Raw genomic sequence first — 20625 nt, 5'->3', positions numbered from 1 at the left:
TCGCGGTGCCGGTGTTCAGGCGTTGAACCGGCGGAACACCTCGGCCCGCAGATCGGCCTGGTCGGTCAGATCCGGCACGGTCCAGCCGTCGAGGTCGTACTCCTCGAGACAGGTGTCCACGAAGGATCGGTAGGCGGCGAGGCGGCCGTCCGCGGTCGCGGCCCCGAGCAGCTCGACCCGGGTCGCCTCGTGGTTGCCGGCGTAGTTGCGTTCGTAGAGCTCGTGGCGACCGGCGAACTCCGAGCCGGCCGCGTCCCAGAGCAGCTTCATGACCTTGATCCGCTGCTCGGCGCCGGCCCCGTGCGAGCCCCGCAGATAGCGGTCGAGCACGGGACGCAGGTCAGGGGCGAGCAGGTCGGCCGCGCCGGACGGGACGTAGGTGAGGGCGCTGGCCACGTCCTGCAGCACGATCTCGCGGACCCGCGGGTACCCGGACTGCATGAACCAGCGGTACGCGCCGCCGTAGACCGGGTTCGGCAGCACGGCGCCGTTGTGCCAGGGCACCGGGTTGCGGGCCGCGGCGTCACCGAGCGCCTCGATCATGTCGCGCCAGGCCAGCACCTCACCGAGCCGGGCCTGCACGCCGCGGAAGTCGGCGGTGCCGGTCAGGTCGAGCGCCTTGGCCAGCAGACCGGCCAGGAATTCGAGTTTGACCGCGAGCCGGGTGCAGCCGTGGAAGGTGAACCGCTGGCTGAACCCGGACCGTCCCGCGAACGACTGCACCTTGGCGATGTCGCCGTAGATGAAGACGTTCTCCCACGGAATGAGGACCTGGTCGAGCACGAAGATCGCGTCGTTCTCGTCGAGCCGGGAGGAGAGCGGATAGTCGAACGGGCTGCCGGTCACGGCGGCCGCGGCCCCGTAGGACTGCCGGCAGATCAGCTTCACGCCCGGCGCGTTCACCGGCACGGTCGCCACCAGCGCGAACTCCTTGCGGGCGACGGGCAGTCCGGTGTGCGCGAGGAACGTGTAGTGGGTCAGCGGGGCCCCGGTGGCGATCACTTTGGCCCCGCTGACCACCAGCCCGGCGTCGGTCTCGCGCTCGACCTTCAGGAACACGTCGGCCACCTCGTCGGCCCGCCGTGAGCGGTCGACCGGCGGGTGCACGATCGCGTGGCTCCAATAGAGAACCCGCTCCTGAGACCGGCGGTACCAGGAGCGGGCGTTGTCGTCGAAGGGCGCGTAGAACTCCGCGTTGGCGCCCAGTGTGCCCAGGAACGAGGCCTTGTAGTCGGGGCTGCGGCCGAGCCAGCCGTAGCTCATCCGGGCCCAGTGCCGGATCGCGGCGCGGTCGGCGACCAGGTCGTCGGCGCTGCGCGGGGTGGTGAAGAACCGGTGGGTCCAGCCGCCGCCCTCGGCCGGGGCGATCAGCACGTCACGCTGCGCCGGGTCGTGCAGGGCATCGTAGAGGCGGGCGGTCATCCGGATCGGGTTGTGGAACGCCGGGTGGGTGGTGACGTCGCGGACCCGCTCACCGTAGAGGTACACCTCGCGCCCGTCGCGCAGGCTCTCGACGTACTCGTCGCCGGTGAAGGGAACCACGGGCCCGGTCATGCCGCTCCGCTGTCGGCCAGCGCCAGCCACCGCGGGTTGGCGCGGGCCCAGTCGATGGTGCGCAGCAGGCCCTCACGGATCTCGGTGGTGGCGGTCCAGCCGAGCAGCTTCTCGGCCCGGCTCGCGTCCGGCACCCGGCGTCGCAGGTCCTCGTAGCGCGCGCCGAGGACGGCGGCGGTGTCGACCGCGCGGGCCTCGGGCGACTCGACCAGCTCGCCGATCAGCCGCACCACGTCGCCGATCCGGCGCTCGCGCGTGCTGCCGAGGTTGACGGCCAGACCGGCGGCGTCCGGGCACGCGGCGGCCCGGACGGTGGCGTCGACCGCGTCGGCCACGTAGGTGAACGCCCGGGTCTGCCCGCCGTCGTCGTAGATCAGGGGCGAGCGGCCGTTGAGCACCCGGTGCACGCTCCGGCTGACCAGGTAGGCCGGGCGCTGCCGGGGCCCGTACACGTTGAAGTAGCGGACCACCGTGGCCGGCAGGCCGTACTCGCGGACGAAGCCGAAGGTCAGGTGCTCGGCCAGGGCTTTGCTCGACGAGTAGGACCAGCGGTCGGCCGAGGTCGGGCCGAGCACCCGGTCGCTGTCCTCGTGCCAGGGCACCGCCGTGTTCTTGCCGAACACCTCACTGGTGCTCGCCACGACCACCCGGGCGCCGACGGCGACCGCCCGTTCGAGCACCCGCCGGGTGCCGTTGAAGTTGATGTCGACCACGTCGAGCGGCCGGGCCAGATAGTGGTCGACGCCGACGACGGCGGCCATGTGGAAGACCACGTCGACGTCGGAGGTGATCGCGGCGGCCAGGGCCTGCGGGTCGCGGACGTCGCCGGCGGCGAACCGGTGGCCGTGCCGGCCGTCGGCGGTGTCGAAGACGGTGACGTCGTCGCCGTCCTGCTCGAGACGGTCGGCGAGGTGACTGCCGATGAACCCGGCGCCGCCGGTGACGACAACGCGGCGGCTCATCGGCCGATGCCGCGGTAGGTGAAGCCGGATCGGCGCAGCATGGCGATCTTCTCCTTCGGGTAGTAGGCCCGGCCGTCCAGCACCAGGCAGGGGCGCGACACCGGCAGGGCGGCCCAGTCGAGGCCGGCGAACGCCCGGTGCGCGGCCAGCACCGCGACACAGCGGGCGCCGCGGACGGCGTCGTCCAGGTCGGCGAGCGGCCGCACGCCGAGGTCGCGCTCGGCGGCGTCCGGGTCCACCAGCGGGTCGTGCACACGCACCTCGACACCGGCCTTCACCAGGGCGGTGATCACGCCGCGGGCCGGTGTGGCGCGCAGGTCGCCGGTGTCGTTCTTGAACGCCGCGCCCAGCACCGCGACCGGCGCGTCGGTGAGGTCGTGCCCCGCCGCCTCCAGTTCGTCGATGATCAGCTGGGCGGTGTGGTCGGGCATGCCGTCGTTGACCTCACGGGCCGTCGGTGCGGTTCGGATCCGTAGCCCGCGGCGCTGGGCGGCCCGGGTGATCATGTGCGGGTCCTTGGTCAGGCAGGAGCCGCCGACACCGGCGCTGGGCAGCAGGATGTTCACGGTCCCGGCGCCCTTCGGGATCGAGTTGGCCGCCGCGATCACGTCGAGTACGTCGGCGCCGTACAGGGCGCAGAACTTGGCCAGCTCGTTGGCGAGCGCGATATTGGCGTCGATCCACCAGTTGTCGGCCAGCTTGACGATTTCGGCCGCCTCCAGCGAGTCCTGCGGCAGCACCGGCAGTCCGAGCGCGTCGCGCCAGAACGCGGCCGCGACGTCCCGGTTCTGGGGGGTGAGACCGCCGACCACAATGGGCAGCGTGCGCAGCTCGGCCAGCGCGGTGCCCTCGGCCAGCCGCTCCGGGGCGAAGGCCAGCCCGAAGTCGGCGCCGGCGCGCAGTCCGTTGCTTTCCAGCAGAGGCTTCACCAGCGTACGGGTGGTGCCCGGCGGCACGGTGCTCTTGAGCACCACCAGCTGGCCCGGCCGCAGCACGGCGGCCAGCGACTCGCACGCCGCGCGCAGGGCCCGGTCGTCGAGTTCGCCGTCCTCGAGCACGGGGGTGCCGACCGCGATCAGCACCACGTCGGCCGCGGCGACGGCGGCGTAGTCGGTGGTGCCGCTGAGCCGCCGGGTCTCGACCGCCCGGCCGAGCAGGACGTCGAGCCCAGGCTCGTGGATCCGGCTGTGCCCGCGGCCCGCGGCGGCCGCCACCTCCGGGTCGGCGTCGACTCCGATCACCGTCAGCCCGCGGACCGCGAGCGTGGCCGCGACGCAGATGCCGACGTGGCCGAGTCCGAGAACGGCGACGGCACGGCCGCGGGGCGGTGCGGACGAGGTCGCGGGAAATACCGGGGTCATGGCCGGCCCCTCCTTTTCGATACGCGCGGCGGTCCGCCACCGTTGCCGCGGTGACGGACCGTTCGTCTGAAAGTCTCGGTATCCGGGGCGGGAGCAGGCACCTTCGCCGATGCGCAGCACACCGCACCCAGGGATGCGCTCGTGGCCCGGTGCGGATCGGACGATGGCAGGACGTACCCCTGTCACGAGGAGCTGGGCCGATGACCGTCAACACGTGCCGGATCTGCGGGAGCGCGGTGCGCCCCTGCCTCGACCTCGGCCGGCAACCGGTGTCGAACGCCTTCCCCCGCCCCGCCGACGCCGGCGCCGAGACGTTCTTCCAGCTGGCCGTCGGGGTCTGCACGGGGTGCACGATGGTGCAGCAGCTCGACGTGCTGGGCGCGGAGCACATGTTCACCCCCGACTACCCCTACCGTTCGTCCACGTCGGCCGGTCTGCGGGGCCACTTCGCCGAGGTCGCCCAGTGGCTGCGCGAGACCGAGCTGACCGGGCCCGATCCGCTGGTCGTCGAGATCGGCAGCAACGACGGCGTCATGCTGCGGTCGCTGGCCCGGGCCGGGATCCGGCACCTGGGCGTGGACCCGTGCGTCGGCGCCGGTGAGACGGCCGCGCGCGACGGCGTACGGGTCCGGGTCGGCTTCTTCGACGAGCGGAGCGCGGCGGTGATCCGGGCCGGGGAGGGCCCGGCCCAGGTGATCTTCGGCGCCAACACGATCAGCCACGTCGGCGACCTGGGCTCGATCTTCCACGGGGCGGTGCGGCTGCTCGCCGACGACGGCGTGCTCGTCATCGAGGACCGCTATCTCGGCGACATCCTGGCCCACACCAAGTTCGACCAGATCTACGACGAGCACGTCTATCTGTTCGCCATCCGCTCGGTGCGCGCGGCCGCACACACGTACGGGCTGGAGCTGGTCGACACCGAACCGCTGGACATGCACGGCGGCGCCATGCGGTTCGTGGTGGCCCGCCCGGGGCGGCGCACGCCGACCGCCCGGCTGGCCCGGATGCTGGCCGAGGAGGACCGGATGGGACTGGCCTCGCCGGCCGTGTTCGACCGGTTCCGCGCCGGCCTCGAGACCATCGCGAAGGATCTGGTCGGCCTGCTCACCGATCTGCGGGCGGGCGGGTCCACGGTGGCCGGCTACGGCGCCACGTCCAAGAGCGCGACCGTCACCAACTACTGCGGCATCGGTCCCGGCCTGGTGCCGCTGGTCTACGACAGCACCCCGGAGAAGCAGGGACGGGTCACGCCGGGCATGCACATCCCGATCGTCGACGCCGCCCGGTTCGCGGAGCCCTATCCGGACTACGCGCTGCTGTTCGCCTGGAACCACGCCGACGAGATCATCGGGCGGGAGCGGGCGTTCCGCGAGAGCGGCGGCCGCTGGATCCTCTACGTTCCCGACGTGCACCTGGTCTGACCCGGTGGGGCGGGACCGGCCGCCGGGCCGGTCCCACCCCCCACGTTCACCCGGTGACCGGGCAGCGTCCGGCCGGCTCGGAACCGGTGACGAGCGTCCCGTGGCCGTCGAGCCGGGCTGCCCGGTGCCGGGCGGCGGTGAACGCGGCCCACCCGGTGAGCTCGAGCAGGCCGCCGTCGCCGTGGTCGAGCCGATAGGCCTCGATATCGGCCACCGGCACCCGATAGGACGCCTCGGCCGTGCTGATCGCGAGCCGGCCGGCGAGCTGGTCGGCGGCCGGCAGAGCGGACACCGCCTCGTCGATCTCGGCCTTCGTGGTCGCCGCCGTCCCCGCGGCCGCCCGCCGGGCGACCAGGGCCCGGACCGGCTCGGGCACCGACCGCGAACCCGCCGCCTCGAACACGGCCGTGGTGCGCCCGAGCGCCTCGGCGATCGGAGCCCGCTTCCCGGCCCAGGCCAGGTCGGCCGGGAGCGGGACGGACGGCAGCAGGTCGAGATCCACGCCCGGCCGCCCGGCCCGCCGCGCGAGACGGCCCATCACCCGCGCCCCGACCCGGCGACCGGCCCACCCGGAGCCGGCCGGCAGCGGCGACGGCTGCAGGAAGATGTTCACCATGCGGTTGAGGTATTCGAAGGTCAGGGCGACCGCGGTCGCCTCGGCCAGGGCGCCCGGCCCCCAGGACGGCGGCGCCGAGGTCGCGCCCCCGTCCTGGCCGGCCCACCCGACTACCGCCCGCATGGCGCTGCCCGCGACGTCGTCGAACCGGCCGGCCGCGATCGCCGCCGCGTCGGTGCCGCCGATCAGCCCGATCAGCGCGCTGCCGTGCACGTCGACGCAGTAGGGGCAGCGGTTGCGGTCGGACACCGCGGCCGCCACCGCCTCGCGGACGGCCCGGTGCAGCACCCCGCCGGTCAGCAACGACTCGCGCAGCATCAGCCAGACCGCGGCCAGCAGGTCGGGGGCGGGGGAGTGCAGCGCCACCGGCGGCGCCAGCATCCCGAAGTCGTGCTCCACCCGCCGATAGACGTGGGCCACCACACCTTCGGCCTGTCGGGGGTCGACCGCCTCGACGTGGCGGATGTGGCTCATGGTGATCCGGCGGGTCACCCCGGCCAGCACACCGCCGCCGTCAGTCACGGCTCACCGCCGGGGTACGCACCCGGGTGCCGCCCAGTGGCGGGGCCCCGTGTGTGACCTCGACCCCGCGCTGCCGGGCGGCGTCGATCAGGCCCGGCGCGGCCCGCTCGGCGAGGGCCGCGATGGTCAGGGCCGGGTTCACGGTGAGGGCCCCCGGCACCGCCGAGCCGTCGGTGACGAAGATGCCCGGATGCCCGCGCAGCTCGTGCCGGTCGTCCAGGGCCGAGGTGGCCGGGTCGTCGCCGATCCGGCAGGACGCCAGCGGATGCACCGTGTACGCGCCGACCAGGTCGTTCGTCCACGGCGCGACCTGGGCGATGCCGTCGCGCTCGAGGATGTTCTTGACGTCGGCGTCGGACTCGGCCCAGCCGCGCAGCGTGTTCGGTGTCGGGCGGTAGCGCAGCGCGCCCCGGCCCAGCATCTGCTGGGCGATCCGCTCGGCGTTGCCGGTGGGCGGCGGCGGCCCGAAGACGCCCTCGTTGTCGTCCTCGCTCATCGTGAAGACGGTCAGCCACGACCGCCACCGGCGGAGCATCTCCTTCTTCTCCCGCCCGAACCAGCTCGGCCCGGCCGCCCCCGGCACCTGGGCCAGCACGGTGCCGAGACCGGGCGGGAAATAGAGCTGCTCGAGCGAGTAGCGGCTGTACTCCGGCAGCGACCCGTCGAGCCGGTCCCAGTTGGCCACGCACGGGCCCTTGCCGATCTGGTACGCCTCGTACGCCCGCCCGTCGCCGCGGTCGAGACCGAGCACCTCCCGCGCCCGGCGCTCGTCGATCACCGCGGTGTTCAGCCGCTCGCCGTTTCCCGAGAAGTACCGGCCGACCGCGGCCGGCATCGTCCCCAGATCCGGTTCGGACCGTTGCAGGATCACCGGGGTGGCGCCCGCCCCGGCCGCGAGCACCACCAGTTTGGCCTCGATGACGCCGCCGGGCCGGCTGATCCGGTAGTCGCTGTCGTCGACCAGGTTGTAGTGCACCTGATAGGCGCCCTCGCTCGTCCGCGTGAGCCGCTGCACCTCGTGCAGAGGGCGGATCGTGGCGCCGTGGGCCTGGGCCGCGGGCAGATAGTTGAGCAGCAGCGACCGCTTGGCGTCGACCCGGCAGCCGGCCATCATCCAGTTGCAGTTGGTGCATTTCGGCTTGTCGATCGCGGACGGTGACGGGTTCGCCGTACGGCCCGAGTGTGCGCACGCGGCCGCGAACAGACCACCCGCGTACGGAACGTCCGACCAGCTCTGCGGGGTGATCGGCAGGGCCTCGCCGACCACGTCGTACCACGGGTCGAGGGTGTCCCGGGTGATCGCGGCCGGCCACATCCGCCGGCCGATGCTGCCGCGCCGCTCGAAGACGAACCGGGGAGCTCGCGGCATCGTGGCGAAGTAGACGACGCTGCCGCCGCCGACACAGTTGCCGCCCAGGATGCTCATCCCGTCGCCGACCGTGAAGTCGAAGATCCGGGTGTACGAGGTGCCGAGCAGGAAGTCCTGGTCGAACTCCTCGCCCCGCAGCCACGGGCCGCGTTCCAGCACCGTCACCCGGGCACCGCCCGCGGCCAGGTGGTAGGCCGCGATGGCCCCGCCGAACCCGCTGCCGACGATCACGACGTCGGTGCGCTCGACGGCGCTCATCGGGGGCTCCCGGACGGCGTGGTGTCCGGATGCGGCGGGGCCAGCGCCCGCCCGTACGAGAAATGCTCGAAGCCCCACTGCCCGTCGGCGCCCGGCGGTGCGTAGCCGAGCAGCCGCAGCCCCGGGTGGCCCTCGGCCATCGCCTCCACCGTGTGCTTGTGCGGCGCGCAGTCGAACGCCATGGTGCAGAACAGGGCCGCGCCGAACCACACGTCGCGTTCGGCGTGCGCCGGATCGGTCAGCTCCTGCACCAGCGCGGTGCGGTCGTCGAAGGCGAGGGCGACGAAGGCCGGCAGCGCCGGGTCGACCGCGGCCCCGGTCCGCCGCTGGTAGGCGCCGGCGTGCATGTTGAGCAGACCGGCCATCCCGTCGAGGGCCTCGGTCAGCCCGAGCGCCGGGTCGGCCAGCACGGTCAACGCGCCCGCCTCGACCGCGCCCGGATCGTCGGAGACACCGCAGATCGCCGGGTCGTCCGGGAATCGCTTGCAGCCGGGAATGACCGTGTCGGCGAACGCCTCCAGGGTCATCGTCGCGGTGCGGCTGGTCATGGCCCCACCTGCGCGAACTGGCCCGGCCGGCGGCCCTCACCGGCCGGGCCCCGATAGGCCTGGGCGATGTCGAGCCAGCGGTCGGCCTCCGGCCCGGACGCGGTCAGGCCCAGGTCGGCCCGGTGCCGGCGGCGGGTGATCAACAGGCACAGGTCGACGGCGTCCCCGCTGACCGTCTCGGCGTCGTCGGCGCCGAGCACCCAGCGGGCTCCGGACGGCGCCCGCAGGTCGAACCGCGGGGCGGCCGCGGGCGGGGTCAGATCCCGGGCCAGATAGCCGAAGTCCCAGGTGCGGTGTCCGAACTCGACGATGTGGCCGATCCGGTCGGTGTACTGCGGGGTCACGCCCAGGGTGTCGGCCACGTCGTGCCCGTGCCCGAACAGCTCGGTCATCCCGGCCGCGGCCAGCACCGGGGCCGGGATCGGACGGACCAGCCACGGCACCAGCGTGCCGGCCGGCACCGCCGAGAGCGCGCTCACCGCGCCGGTCCACTCGGTGCGCCAGCGGGCGGTCATCACCCCGGCGTCGGCCAGGAAGCGGTGCAGCGCGGCGGTCACGTTCGCGTCGAAGTCGGGTCCCAGGCTCGCCGCCATCGCCTGGAACGCCGCGGGATCGGAGGCCGCGGTGGCGGCCATCCGGAACACCGCGGTCAGGTGGGCGACCTGGTGACGGATGCTCCACCGGGGCGCCGGGGTGGGCTCGCTCCAGAGGTCCGGATGCAGGCCCGACAACAGCTTCTCGAACTCGGTGCAGTCGGCCGCCAGGGCCGAGAACACATCGGTTTGCTCGGTCATGAGCCGAGCGTGCCGATCGCCGCCGCGCACCGTCCCCTCTGACCGTGCGCGGCGGCCCGCAGACGGCACGGCGGAAGAGGATCCGGTCACCGTCCGGCCCGCACGATGAGACGGCCGCGTCAACCGGAGGTGCACTCATGCCCACTGTCCTCGGTTCTCTTCGCCGGCTCGCCCTGAGCCCGCCGCTGGGCGCGGTCGGTTTCGCCGCCCGGGGTTTCCCGGTGGTCGCGTCCGCGGTGACCGCCCGCCTGGAACGCATCCCCCAGACCGTCGTGTGCGGTTTCGAGTGGGGCACCGATGTCCGTGACGTCGACGAGCTGCGGCTGCGGCTCGATCTGGTCGAACCGGAGTTGCGCGGCTTCGCCTACGAGGGAGCCACCATGGCGCTGACCGTGCGGGGCGCGATGGCCGGGGGACGTAACCGGCTGGCCCGGGAGCTGCTCATCGGGCCCGGCCGGCCGCACACCTTCCTCAACTACATCGGCATCGGGTTCGCGATGGCCCGGCTGCCCCGGCCGCTGTGGCGTGGCATCGTGCCCGATCTCGGCGGCACCCCCTACTACCCGACCATGAGCTGGCTCGCGGTGGACGGCTACGGGTTCGACCGGGCCTATTTCGACACCGCGCGCTGGGTCGACGGTCAGGAGAAGGCCCGGCCGTACGACTGGGACAACGCCCCCGACTACTTCCCGCGCGCCGCCGATCAGGGCGTCGGGCGGGCCCTGTGGTTCATCCACGGAGCCGATCCGACCGCGGTGGCGGCCGCGGTCGGACGCTTCGATCCCGGCCGGCACGGCGACCTGTGGAGCGGTGTGGGCCTGGCCGCGACCTTCGCCGGCGGGGCCGAGGCCGAGGGCCTGCGGGAGATGGCGCGGCGGGCCGGGCCGTACCTGGCCGACTGCGGTCAGGGTGCGGTGTTCGCCGCGCGGGCCCGTTCGTTCTCCGGCACCGTCCCCGCGCACACCGCTCCGGCGGTCGAGGTGCTGACCGGCCTCGCCGTGGCCGCCGCTTCCGAGCTCGCCGACGACGTCGCGACCGGGGGGCTCGCCGCCGAAGGGTCCGACCGGCCGGCCTACGAGGTCTGGCGGTCCCGTGTCCGCAGCCGGCTGGCCGCCGAGCTGCTGAGCCGATGAGAAGCCGAGCCGCTATGTCGATGAGAAGAGGAGAACAGTGGGAACTTGGGGATCGCTGCGGCGCCGGGTGCTGACGCCGGCCATCAGAGAGACGTCGATGGCGGTGCGCGGCTTCCATGTGAAGAGCGCCGAGGGCCGCGAATTGCTGGAGACCATCGGCGCCAGCTTCCTCCAGGGGTACGGCGCCGCCGCCGAGGCCCGGGAACCGGGTGACGCGGAGTTCGAACTCGAGTCGGTGCCGGTGCGGTTCCGCGGTTTCGCCTATGAGGGGGCCGCGATGGGGTTCGGCGTGCGCGACGGCCTCCCGGTCGGTGGCGGTGGACGCGTCCAGGGCTTCCTGGCCGGGCGCGGAGATCGGCACATCTACATGGCCTACGTCGGGGTGGGCTGGGCGATGGCGCGGCTGCCCCGGTTCCGGTGGCGGACCCTGCACGCGCCCGATCCGCTGCTGCGCTGGCTCGCCCTCGACGGCTACGGCTTCCACCAGGCCTACTTCCGCACCCAGCGATACGTGCACGAGCAGTTCCGCGAGGCACGATTCCCCTATCCGGACCCGGATCCCGCAGGCTATGCGGCCCGCGCCATCGACCAGGGCATCGGACGGGCGCTCTGGTTCGTCGGCGGCACCGACGTCGAGCGGGTGACCGAGCTCGCCGCGGCCTACGCCCCCGAGCGCCGTTCCGATCTCTATGGCGGGATCGGGCTGGCCGCCACCTACGCCGGTGGCGCCGACGGGCACGAGCTGGCCGAACTGCTGCGCCGGGCCGGTCGCCACGCCAGTGACCTGGCGCAGGGATCGGCCTTCGCGGCCTCGGCCCGGACCCGGGCCGGGCTGGTGGTGCCGCACGTCGACCTGGGCACCCGGGTGCTGTGCGGCCTGTCCGCGGCTCAGGCGGCGGAGGTGTGCGACCGCACCCGGCCCCGCGAGGGCACCCCCGGCGGACTGCCGGCGTACGAGCGCTGGCGGCAGGCCGTGCGCCGGGAGCTGGCGCCGGCCGAACGCCATTAGTTTTCCGCTGATCGAGAGGTTCGCACCAAGATGAGGATCGCCGTCGTCGGCATGGCTTGCCGATATCCGGACGCGTCATCGCCCCGGGAACTGTGGGAGAACGCGCTGGCCGGGCGCCGGGCGTTCCGCCGGATGCCGGACGAGCGGATGCCGTTGCGTGACTACTGGTCACCGGACCCGGCCGCGCCCGACCGGTTCTATGCGGCCAACGCCGCCGTGCTCGAGGGCTGGGAGTTCGACCGGGTCGCCTTCAAGGTGGCCGGCAGCACGTTCCGGGCCACCGACCTGAGCCACTGGCTGGCCCTCGAGGTCGCCGCGGCGGCGCTGGCCGACGCCGGCTTCCCGATGGGCGCCGGGCTGCCCCACGAACGTACGGCGGTGGTGGTGGGCAACACCCTCACCGGCGAGTTCTCGCGGGCCGCTCAGCTGCGCCTGCGCTGGCCCTACGTGCGGCACACGGTGGCCGCCGCCCTGCTCGACCAGAAGTGGGACGAGGACCGGATCGCGGAGTTCCTCGACCGGCTCGAGGCCGACTACAAGGCCCCGTTCCCGCCGGTCGACGAGGACACCCTGGCCGGTTCGCTGTCGAACACCATCGCCGGTCGCATCTGCAACCACTTCGACCTGCGCGGCGGCGGCTACGTCGTGGACGGCGCCTGCTCGTCGTCCCTGCTGTCGATCATCACGGCCTGCCGGTCGCTGGTCGACGGGGACGCCGACGTGGCGATCGCCGGCGGGGTCGACCTCTCGATCGACCCGATGGAGGTCATCGGGTTCGCCAAGACGGGCGCCCTCGCCACCGGCGACATGAAGGTCTACGACCGCGACTCCAACGGCTTCTGGCCGGGCGAGGGGTGCGGGATGGTCGTGCTGATGCGGGAGTCCGAGGCCCGCGCGGCCGGGCACCGGGTCTACGCCACGGTCGCCGGGTGGGGGGTGTCGTCGGACGGCAAGGGCGGCATCACCCGGCCCGAGGTCGACGGCTACCGGCTGGCGCTGCGCCGGGCGTACGACCGGGCCGGGTTCTCGCTCGGCACCGTCGCGCTGTTCGAGGGCCACGGCACCGGCACCAAGGTCGGCGACACCACGGAACTCACCGCCCTGGCCCGGGCCCGGCAGGCCGACGGCCCGGTCTCGGGGCCGGCCGCGATCGGCTCGATCAAGGCGATGATCGGTCACACCAAGGCCGCCGCCGGGGTGGCCGGTTTCATCAAGGCGGTGCAGGCGGTGCACCACGAGGTGCTGCCGCCGACGGTGGCCTGCTTCGACCCGATGGAGCCGCTCACCGGCCCGGACGCCGTGCTGCGGGCGCTGCCGCGGGCCGAGCCGTGGCCGTCCGGGCAGCCGGTGCGGGCCGGGGTGACGGCGATGGGGTTCGGTGGCATCAACACCCACGTCGTGATCGAGAACCCACAGCCGCGGCGGGCCGACCGGCTCGCACCGCGCACCGCGGCCCTCACCGGCTCCATCCAGGACGCCGAGCTGCTCGCGTTCGACGCGGATGACCTGGGGCGGCTGCGCGACCAGGTCGGCGAGGTCGCCGAGGTGGCCGGTCGGCTGTCGTTCGCGCAGCTCGGCGACCTCGCTGCGACGCTGCGCGACCGCAACCGGGACCGGCCGCTGCGGGCCGCCGTGGTGGTCACGTCGCCCGACGACGCCGACCGTCTTCTGCGCCGCCTGGCCGAACTGCTCGCCAAGGGCGAGACCGGCCTGGTGGACGGGGACGGCCGGGTGTTCCTCGGCCACGTCACCGGCCCCGGCCGGATCGGGCTGCTCTTTCCCGGCCAGGGATCTGGATCGGGTATCACCGGCGGTGCCCTGGCACGCCGCTTCACCGAGGTCCGCGAGGTGTACCGGCGGGTGGACCTGCCCCGCGGCGGTGACCTGATCGCCACGTCGGTCGCTCAGCCCCGCATCGCCGCGGGGTCCGTGGCCGGGCTGCGCGCCCTCGACGTGCTCGGGCTGCGCGGCACCGTCGCGGCCGGGCACAGTCTGGGCGAGCTGGCCGCCCTGTGCTGGGGCGGCGCGATGGACGACGACACCCTGCTGCGGCTGGCCGCGCGCCGGGGACAGCTGATGACCCGGCCGGACGGCGGCGGGGCGATGGCCGGCCTGGGCTGCGGCCCGGCCGACGCGGAGCGGCTCACCGACGGGCTGCCGGTGGTGATCAGCGGTTACAACGGCCCGGAGCAGACGGTGGTGTCCGGTCCGGCCGAGGCGGTGCAGGAGGTGTGCCGGCGGGCGACCCGGGAGTCGGTGCCCGCGACGCCGCTCGCCGTCTCCGAGGCGTTCCACTCCCCGCTGGTGGAACCGGCCGCCGAGGCCTTCGCCGCGGTGCTGGCCGAGATGCCCCTGGGCCCGGTCACCCGGCGGGTCGTCTCCACCGTCACCGGGCGGTCGATCGCGGCCGACGAGGATCTCGCCGCGCTGCTGCGCCGGCAGATCACCGCGCCGGTGCTGTTCCACCAGGCGCTGGCCGTTGTCGCCGCCGAGTCCGACCTGCTGGTCGAGATCGGACCGGGCCGGGTGCTGTCACGCTTGGCCGCCGCGGCGACCGACGTCCCGGTGGTGGCGCTCGACACCGACGACGAGACGCTGGTCAGCGCGCTGCGAGTGGTCGCCGCGGCCTACGTACGGGGTGCGGGCGGGTTGCCGCCGGCACTCTTCGACGACCGGCTCCGGCGCGAGGTGAGCCTCAGCGGGCCGCTCGACGTGCTGGCCAACCCGTGTCATCAGGCGCCGGCGGTCGACGTGCTGGGCGGTGTCGGCCAGGGCGCCTGGGCGTCAGCCGGCCCGGAGGCCGTCACCGCTCCGGCCCCGGCCGAGGACGACCGGATCACCGAACCCACCGTCGACCTGCTGCGCCGGCTCGCCGCCGAGCGGGCCGAGCTGCCGGTGGCGATGGTGCGCCCGGAGAGCCGCCTGCTCGACGACCTGCACCTGAGCTCGATCACGGTCGGCTCGGTGGTCAACGACGTCGCCGCCCGGCTGGGCATCCCCCCGGCCGGCGCTCCGCTCAACTTCGCCACCGCGTCGGTCCGGGAGCTGGCCGACACGCTCGACGAGGTGCGGGCCACGGTCGCGTCCGGCGGCGCCACCGATCCCACCGTGGCCGGCGCGGCGACCTGGGCCCGGGCCTGGCGGGTGGACGACGACCCACAGCCGCGGCCCGAGCCCGGCGAGACCGAGCCCGACGGCCGCTGGCGGCTCTATTCCGAGCCCGGCGAGCCATGGGCCGACGAGCTGAAGCACCGCATGGAGAGCGCCGGCGCCGGCGCCGGTGTGCTGGTCGTGCTGCCCACGGACTGCTCGGTCGAGCACCTCGACCTGGCCCTGCGTGGCGCCCAGGAGACGATGACCGGCGGGGCCGGGGAGCGGTTCGTGCTCGTCGACGCCGACCCCGGCGCGGCCGGCCTGGCCCGCACCCTGCGCCTGGAACGGCCCGGCATCCGGGTCACCATCGTGCACGCCCCGCGCGACGAGCGGCTGGCCGAGCGCGTCGTCGCCGAGACCCGCGCCACCCGCGGATTCACCGAGGCCCGGTACGGCGACGACGGCATCCGCCGGGTGCCCACGCTGCGGGTCATGCCGGTCGAAGCCGAGCACAGTCACGGGCCGCTCGGCCCGGATGACGTGTTGCTGGTCACCGGCGGCGGCAAGGGCATCACCGCCGAGTGCGCGCTGGCCCTGGCCGGCGACAGCGGCGCCCGGCTCGCGGTGGTCGGCCGCAGCGATCCCGGCCGGGATCCGGAGCTGGCCGCGAACCTGGAGCGGATGTCGCGGCACGGCCTGACCGTCAGTTACGCCCGGGCCGACGTCACCGATGCCGCATCGGTGCGGAACGCGGTCGGCACGCTCACCGCCGAGCTCGGGCCGGTCACCGCGGTGCTGCACGGCGCCGGTCGCAACGAACCGGCCGGGCTGCCGCAGATCGACATGGCGGCGGTGCGGAGCACGTTCGCGCCGAAGCTCGACGGCCTGCGCAACGTCCTCGCCGCGGTCGACGCCGGCGGGCTCAAGCTCCTGGTCAGCCTGGGCAGCATCATCGGGCGGGCGGGGCTGCGGGGCGAGGCGCACTATGCCTGCGCGAACGACTGGATGGCCCGGCTCACCCGCGAGGTCGGCGAGAAGCACCCCGGTTGTCGCGCGATCTGCCTGGAGTGGTCGGTCTGGTCGGGCGTCGGGATGGGCGAGCGGCTCTCGGTGATCGAGAACCTGACCCGCGAGGGCATCGCCCCGATCACGCCGGCGCAGGGCATCGAGGTGCTGCGCCGGCTGGTGACCGACCCCGCCGCGCCGCCGTCGGTGGTGATCAGCGGGCGGACCGCGGGTCTGGACACCATCGCGTACGACCGGCCCGAGCTGCCCCTGCTGCGGTTCGTCGACCGGCCGCTGGTGTGGTTCCCCGGCGCGGAACTGGTGGTCGAGACCGAACTGAGCGCCGGCAGCGACCTCTACCTGGCCGATCACCGCCTGGACGACACGCTGCTGTTCCCGGCCGTGTTCGGGATGGAGGCGATGGCCCAGGTGGCCGGGGCCCTGCTGGACACCGGGACTGCGCCCGGCTTCTCCGATGTGGAGTTCAGCCGGCCGGTGCAGGTGCCGCCCGGCGGTTCCACCCGCATCCGGATCGCGGCCACGGTCACTGTCCCCGAAACGGTGGACGTGGTGATCCGCAGTGCCGAGACCAGGTTCGGTGTCGACCACTTCCGCGCGCGTCTGCACTACGACGGCGCCGTGGTGCCGCCGGGGGAGCCGTCACCGGCCGGCGACGCCGGGAGCGCCGTGGCCCTCGACCCGGCCACCGACCTCTACGGCGGCCTGCTCTTCCAGGGTCCGAAGTTCCAGCGGTTGGTGCGCTACCACCGGGCCGCGGCCCGGTTCGCCGACGCCGATCTGAGCCTGCGTCCGGTGGCCTGGTTCGCCGGGTTCCTGCCGGACCGGCTGATCCTCGGCGATCCGGGCGTGCGGGACGCGCTGATGCACGGCAACCAGGTCGGCGTTCCGCACGCGACGCTGCTGCCGACCGGTATCGAGCGGATCTGGTCGGCCGGGCCGGCCCTGTCCGGCGAGGGTGAGGTCCGCTTCACCGCAACCGAGCGCCGGCGCGACGGTGACACCTACGTCTACGACGTCGCCGTCCGCGATGCGGCCGGTGACGTGCTGGAACGCTGGTCCGGGCTGACGTTGCGGGCGGTGCGGACCCGGCACGACGGCGACGGGTGGACCCCGGCCCTGCTCGGGCCCTACCTCGAGCGGATGACCGGCGAGCTCACGGGGGTGTCGGTCGGTGTCGCGGTGGAGCCGGACGACCCGGCTGACGCCGACGGGGCGGGCGGCGCCATCGAGATCCGCCGTCGTCGCTCGGCCCGGGCCCTGGTCCGCATCACCGGGGCGCCGCTGGAGGTGCGCTACCGCCCCGACGGGCGCCCCGAGATCGACGGCGGCGACACGGTCTCGACCGCGCACGCGGCCAACCTGACGCTGGCCGCGCTCGGTGCCGGCCCGGTCGCGGTCGACGCCGAGGAGGTGGTGCCGCGGTCGGTCAACGAGTGGCGCGGACTGCTCGGCGTCCACGCCGGTCTGCTGACCGACCTGGTCGACGAGGACAGCCTGCAGGTCGCCGCGACCCGCCTCTGGGTGGCCGTGGAGTGCCTGCAGAAGGCCGGTGAACCGCCGGCGGCGCCCCTCACCGTGGAGCCGGAGAGCCGTCCCGGCTGGCAGTTGTTCGCCTCCGGGGCACTCCGGATCGCTACGGTCGACGCCGCCCTGCGCGACGGCCCGCGCCGGGTGGTGCTCGGAGTCCTGACGAAGGGACCGCAGCGATGAACCGCTATTTCGAGTACCGCCACGTGGTCGGCTTCGAGGAGACCAACCTCGTGGGCAACGTCTACTACGTCAACTACCTGCGCTGGCAGGGCCGTTGCCGCGAGATGTTCCTGCGGGAGCGGGCCCCCGAGGTGCTGGCCGACCTGCACGACGACCTCAAGCTGTTCACGCTCAAGGTGGACTGCGAGTTCTACGCCGAGCTGGCCCTCTTCGACGAGCTGGCGATCCGGCTGCGGCTCATCGAGCTGGCGCAGACCCAGGTGGAGTTCGGGTTCGACTACGTACGGGTCGGCCCGCTCGGCGAGACACTGGTGGCCCGGGGAATGCAGCGGATCGCCTGCATGCGGGGGCCGAACACCCGTACGGTGCCCGTCCGGGTGCCGGATGCCCTGGTGCGTGCCCTCACCCCGTACGCCGAGGCGGTGCGGTGATGGAGCGCCGGGCACTCCGCAAGGCGTACGGCGCCTTCGCCACCGGGGTCACCGTGGTGACCGTCGGCGGGGCCGCTCCGCACGGGATGACCGCCAACTCGTTCACTTCGGTCTCCCTGGATCCGCCGCTGGTGCTGGTCTGTGTCGACCGGACGGCCCAGATGCACGGCCGGATCGACACCGAGCCGGTGTTCGGGGTGTCGGTGCTGGCCGCCGAGCATGACAAGCTGGCCCGGCACTTCGCCGACCCGGACCGGCCGGAGGGGGCGCCACAGTTCGACGGCGTCGACTGGGAACCCGGCCCGCGTACCGGGGTGCCGTTGATCTCGCGGGCCCTGGCCTGGTTCGAGTGCGAGGTCGCGCGGCGTTACGACGGTGGCGATCACACGATCGTGCTGGGCCGGCTGCTCACCGCCGAGCGGTGCGGGGACGGCGGCGGTCTGCTCTTCCAGTACGGCAACCTGTGGCCGGACGAGTCGGCGCGGGGCTCGCGATGAGCCGCCCGAAGCTGCCGGGGCCGTCCCGCGCGTCCGCTTTCCGCCAGCTGATGATCATGCAGCGGGACCGGATCGGGATGATGACGGGGGCGGCCGAGCGCTACGGCGACGCGGTCGCAGTGCCGGTCGCGCACAAGACGCTGTACTTCTTCAACCACCCCGATCTGGTGCGGCATGTGCTGGCCGACAACGCGGCCAACTACCGCAAGGGGATCGGTCTCAGCCACGCCCGGCGAGCCCTGGGCGACGGCCTGCTGACCAGCGAGGGTGAGCTGTGGCGCAAACAACGGCACGTGATCCAGCCGTCGTTCCAGAGCCGCCGGCTGGCCCGGCACGCCGACGCGATCGCCCAGGAGGCCGGTGCCCTGGTGACCCGTCTCCGCAAGCGCAGCGGCGGCGAGCCGTTCGACGTGGTCACCGAGATGACCGGGCTCACCCTCGGCGTGCTCGGGCGGACCCTGCTCGAGAGCGACCTCGGCGGGTTCTCCACGCTCGGCGACGCGTTCGGGGCGGTGCAGGACCAGGCGATGTTCGAGCTGGCCACGTTGAGTGCTGTGCCGATGTGGATGCCACTACCGCACCAGATGCGGTTCCGCCGGGCCCGCCGGGAGCTGCAGCGGGTGGTCGACCACCTGGTGCGCGAACGGGGTGACCGGGCGGGCAGCCGCGACGACGTGCTGTCGCGTCTGATCGTCTCGGCCGGGCAGGAGCGTGATCCGCGCGTCGGCCGGATCCGACTGCGCGACGAACTGGTGACCCTGCTGCTGGCCGGGCACGAGACCACGGCGAGCACACTGTGCTGGACGCTGGCCCTCCTCGACCAGCACCCGCAGGTGCGTGACCGGGTCGCCGAGGAGGCCCGGGCCGTGCTGGGGGACCGGCTCCCCGGACACGCCGATCTCGCCCGTCTCCCCTTCGCCACGATGGTGGTGCAGGAGGCGATGCGGCTCTACCCGCCGGTCTGGCTGCTGCCGCGGCAGTCGCTGGCGGACGACGAGGTGGGCGGGCACCGGGTGCCGGCCGGCGCCGACGTGCTCGTCTGCCCGTACACCCTGCACCGGCACCCCGAGTTCTGGGAGGATCCGGACCGGTTCGACCCGGACCGCTTCGACGGGAAGCGTCAGCGGGACCGGCCGCGCTATGCCTACCTTCCGTTCGGTGCCGGTCCGCGGGTCTGCGTCGGCAGCGTGCTGGGCATGATGGAGGCGGTCTTCGTGATCGCCCTGGTGAGCCGGGAGCTGCGTCTCACCGTCCAGCCGGGCCACCGGGTGCGCCCGGAGCCGATGCTGTCGTTGCGGATCCGTGGGGGACTGCCGGTCACGGCAGGCCCGGCCGCGTCGTGACCTCAGGCGGCCGATCGCCGGTGGGGCTGGGCCAGCCGGTGGAACGACAGCACCGCCGGCGGGTCGGTCGCGACCAGCGGACGCAGCGCGACATCGAGTTTGATCTCGCTGGTCGTCCGTGACGTCACGATCGGCCCGGTGCGGGCCACGCTCTCATGGCTCTCGTGGTCCCCGAACGGGTAGGCGACCAGATGCCACGTGCCGGGCCCGATGTCGGTCAGCTGGTAGGGGCCCGACGCGGTGGCGATCGTCCAGCTCGCCGGCAGCCCCTCGGCGATCGGGTCCGGGAACAACCCCAGGAAGACCGGGGTCGTCGAGGGCGCCCGGATGAGCCCGCTCAAAGTCGAGCCCGGCGCCACCGGCGCCGGGCTCGGGAGCGCGGAGTGGGGTGCCCCCCGTCGGTAGGCAACCGGAGTGCATCCGACCCCTCGGTTGAATCGAGCACTGAAAGTGCTGACGCTGTTATAACCCACCGAAGTTCCGATGTCGGCCACGGAACGCGCTGTGGTGCTGAGCAGCCGCTTGGCCTCCTCGATGCGAACAGCGCTCAGGAAGCGGCCCGGGGAAATTCCGGTGACCCGCTGGAAAACCCGGGTGAAATAGAACTTGCTGAATAGGGCAGCCCGGGCGAGATCGTCGACCGACAGGTCCTCGCCGATGTTGCTGTGTATGACGGAGATGGCTCTTTCGATCGCGTCCTGGGTCGCCAATTTCATGCCTTTCCGGCGCGTGGCGGGAGTGTGCCCACACGCGACCAAACGAGGATGCGAGAGCCGGTGACGTCACGCACTGTCAGCGAGGTGTTACTGCGCGTTTGCCCGATGCTACCGGCGCCTATGGGGTCGGGCAACAGACGCAGGCGCTACGAAATTCATCGATGTGCAACCGATCATGGACACACATATCCGTCGATGTATTGGACCGTAGCCAATGATCCGCATTGGTTCCATTCGGCCTGGTGGGACGATGCCGGGC

At 73.4% G+C, this 20625-nt stretch carries 15 protein-coding genes and 1 pseudogene; 7 read left to right on the top strand and 9 right to left on the bottom strand.

What is annotated here, in order from left to right; all coding sequences use genetic code 11:
- Positions 1–15 precede the first annotated feature (15 nt).
- From JIG36_RS31880 to JIG36_RS31870, 3 genes are read right to left on the bottom strand one after another with little or no spacing between them, the layout of a single operon-like run.
- The gene (locus JIG36_RS31880) at positions 16–1554 is read right to left on the bottom strand and encodes a 4-hydroxyphenylacetate 3-hydroxylase family protein (RefSeq protein WP_203380108.1); all 1539 of its coding nucleotides are present in this window, start codon (positions 1552–1554) and stop codon (positions 16–18) included.
- Positions 1551–2516, bottom strand: coding sequence for an NAD-dependent epimerase/dehydratase family protein (locus JIG36_RS31875; RefSeq protein ID WP_203380107.1), 966 nt, complete (start codon positions 2514–2516; stop codon positions 1551–1553). Before JIG36_RS31875 ends, JIG36_RS31880 begins: the two co-directional genes overlap by 4 nt.
- Positions 2513–3877, bottom strand: a complete 1365-nt coding sequence (locus JIG36_RS31870) for a nucleotide sugar dehydrogenase (protein ID WP_203380106.1) — start codon at positions 3875–3877, stop codon at positions 2513–2515. The genes JIG36_RS31875 and JIG36_RS31870 overlap by 4 nt, the downstream gene beginning before the upstream one ends.
- 200 nt (positions 3878–4077) lie before the next feature.
- On the opposite strand from JIG36_RS31870, the gene JIG36_RS31865 reads away from it, so the two are divergent.
- Positions 4078–5301 (top strand): class I SAM-dependent methyltransferase, encoded by a 1224-nt coding sequence (locus tag JIG36_RS31865; protein WP_203380105.1) that lies wholly within the window; start codon positions 4078–4080, stop codon positions 5299–5301.
- A 46-nt stretch (positions 5302–5347) separates the two neighbouring features.
- On the opposite strand, the gene JIG36_RS31860 is transcribed toward JIG36_RS31865, so the two are convergent.
- Genes JIG36_RS31860 through JIG36_RS31845 form a run of 4 tightly spaced genes read right to left on the bottom strand, consistent with a single transcriptional unit; the run spans position 5348 to position 9408 of the window.
- The gene (locus JIG36_RS31860; protein WP_203380104.1) at positions 5348–6439 is read right to left on the bottom strand and encodes a carboxymuconolactone decarboxylase family protein; all 1092 of its coding nucleotides are present in this window, start codon (positions 6437–6439) and stop codon (positions 5348–5350) included.
- On the bottom strand, positions 6432–8066 hold the full coding sequence (locus JIG36_RS31855) for an FAD-dependent oxidoreductase (RefSeq protein WP_203380103.1): 1635 nt from the start codon (positions 8064–8066) through the stop codon (positions 6432–6434). Before JIG36_RS31855 ends, JIG36_RS31860 begins: the two co-directional genes overlap by 8 nt.
- Positions 8063–8614, bottom strand: a complete 552-nt coding sequence (locus JIG36_RS31850; RefSeq protein WP_236048576.1) for a DUF5987 family protein — start codon at positions 8612–8614, stop codon at positions 8063–8065. Before JIG36_RS31850 ends, JIG36_RS31855 begins: the two co-directional genes overlap by 4 nt.
- A complete protein-coding gene (locus JIG36_RS31845) occupies positions 8611–9408 on the bottom strand; it encodes a TIGR03084 family metal-binding protein (RefSeq protein WP_203380102.1) in 798 nt (265 codons plus the stop codon). The genes JIG36_RS31850 and JIG36_RS31845 overlap by 4 nt, the downstream gene beginning before the upstream one ends.
- Before the next feature lie 137 nt (positions 9409–9545).
- Between JIG36_RS31845 and JIG36_RS31840 the strand changes: the two genes are divergently transcribed.
- The 6 genes from JIG36_RS31840 to JIG36_RS31815 are packed head-to-tail and all read left to right on the top strand — an operon-like array spanning position 9546 to position 19650.
- Positions 9546–10541 carry a DUF1702 family protein gene (locus JIG36_RS31840; protein ID WP_203380101.1) on the top strand — a complete coding sequence of 332 codons (996 nt, stop codon included), beginning with the start codon at positions 9546–9548 and terminating at the stop codon, positions 10539–10541.
- 37 nt (positions 10542–10578) lie between these two features.
- Complete coding sequence (locus JIG36_RS31835; protein WP_203380100.1) at positions 10579–11550, top strand: DUF1702 family protein; 972 nt, start codon at positions 10579–10581, stop codon at positions 11548–11550.
- Positions 11551–11580: 30 nt separating this feature from the next.
- Positions 11581–17379, top strand: coding sequence for a type I polyketide synthase (locus tag JIG36_RS31830; RefSeq protein WP_203380099.1), 5799 nt, complete (start codon positions 11581–11583; stop codon positions 17377–17379).
- Entirely contained in the window at positions 17376–17810 is a 435-nt protein-coding gene (locus JIG36_RS31825; protein WP_203380098.1) for an acyl-CoA thioesterase, read from the top strand. The genes JIG36_RS31830 and JIG36_RS31825 overlap by 4 nt, the downstream gene beginning before the upstream one ends.
- The gene (locus JIG36_RS31820) at positions 17810–18307 is read left to right on the top strand and encodes a flavin reductase family protein (RefSeq protein WP_203380097.1); all 498 of its coding nucleotides are present in this window, start codon (positions 17810–17812) and stop codon (positions 18305–18307) included. The genes JIG36_RS31825 and JIG36_RS31820 overlap by 1 nt, the downstream gene beginning before the upstream one ends.
- Positions 18304–19650 (top strand): cytochrome P450, encoded by a 1347-nt coding sequence (locus JIG36_RS31815; protein ID WP_203380096.1) that lies wholly within the window; start codon positions 18304–18306, stop codon positions 19648–19650. The genes JIG36_RS31820 and JIG36_RS31815 overlap by 4 nt, the downstream gene beginning before the upstream one ends.
- Before the next feature lie 2 nt (positions 19651–19652).
- Here the strand turns inward: JIG36_RS31815 and JIG36_RS52455 are convergent, their stop codons facing one another.
- Together JIG36_RS52455 and JIG36_RS52450 are read right to left on the bottom strand one after the other, a co-directional pair.
- Complete coding sequence (locus JIG36_RS52455) at positions 19653–19991, bottom strand: hypothetical protein (RefSeq protein WP_236048640.1); 339 nt, start codon at positions 19989–19991, stop codon at positions 19653–19655.
- Positions 19992–20096: 105 nt separating this feature from the next.
- Positions 20097–20366: pseudogene (locus JIG36_RS52450) on the bottom strand (helix-turn-helix domain-containing protein); the annotation flags it as partial.
- Positions 20367–20625: the final 259 nt, after the last annotated feature.

Source organism: Paractinoplanes ovalisporus, from assembly GCF_016834655.1.
GTDB lineage: Bacteria > Actinomycetota > Actinomycetes > Mycobacteriales > Micromonosporaceae > Actinoplanes > Actinoplanes ovalisporus.
Note: the sequence above shows the minus strand (reverse complement) of the source record. Positions and strands in the feature narration are given on the sequence as shown.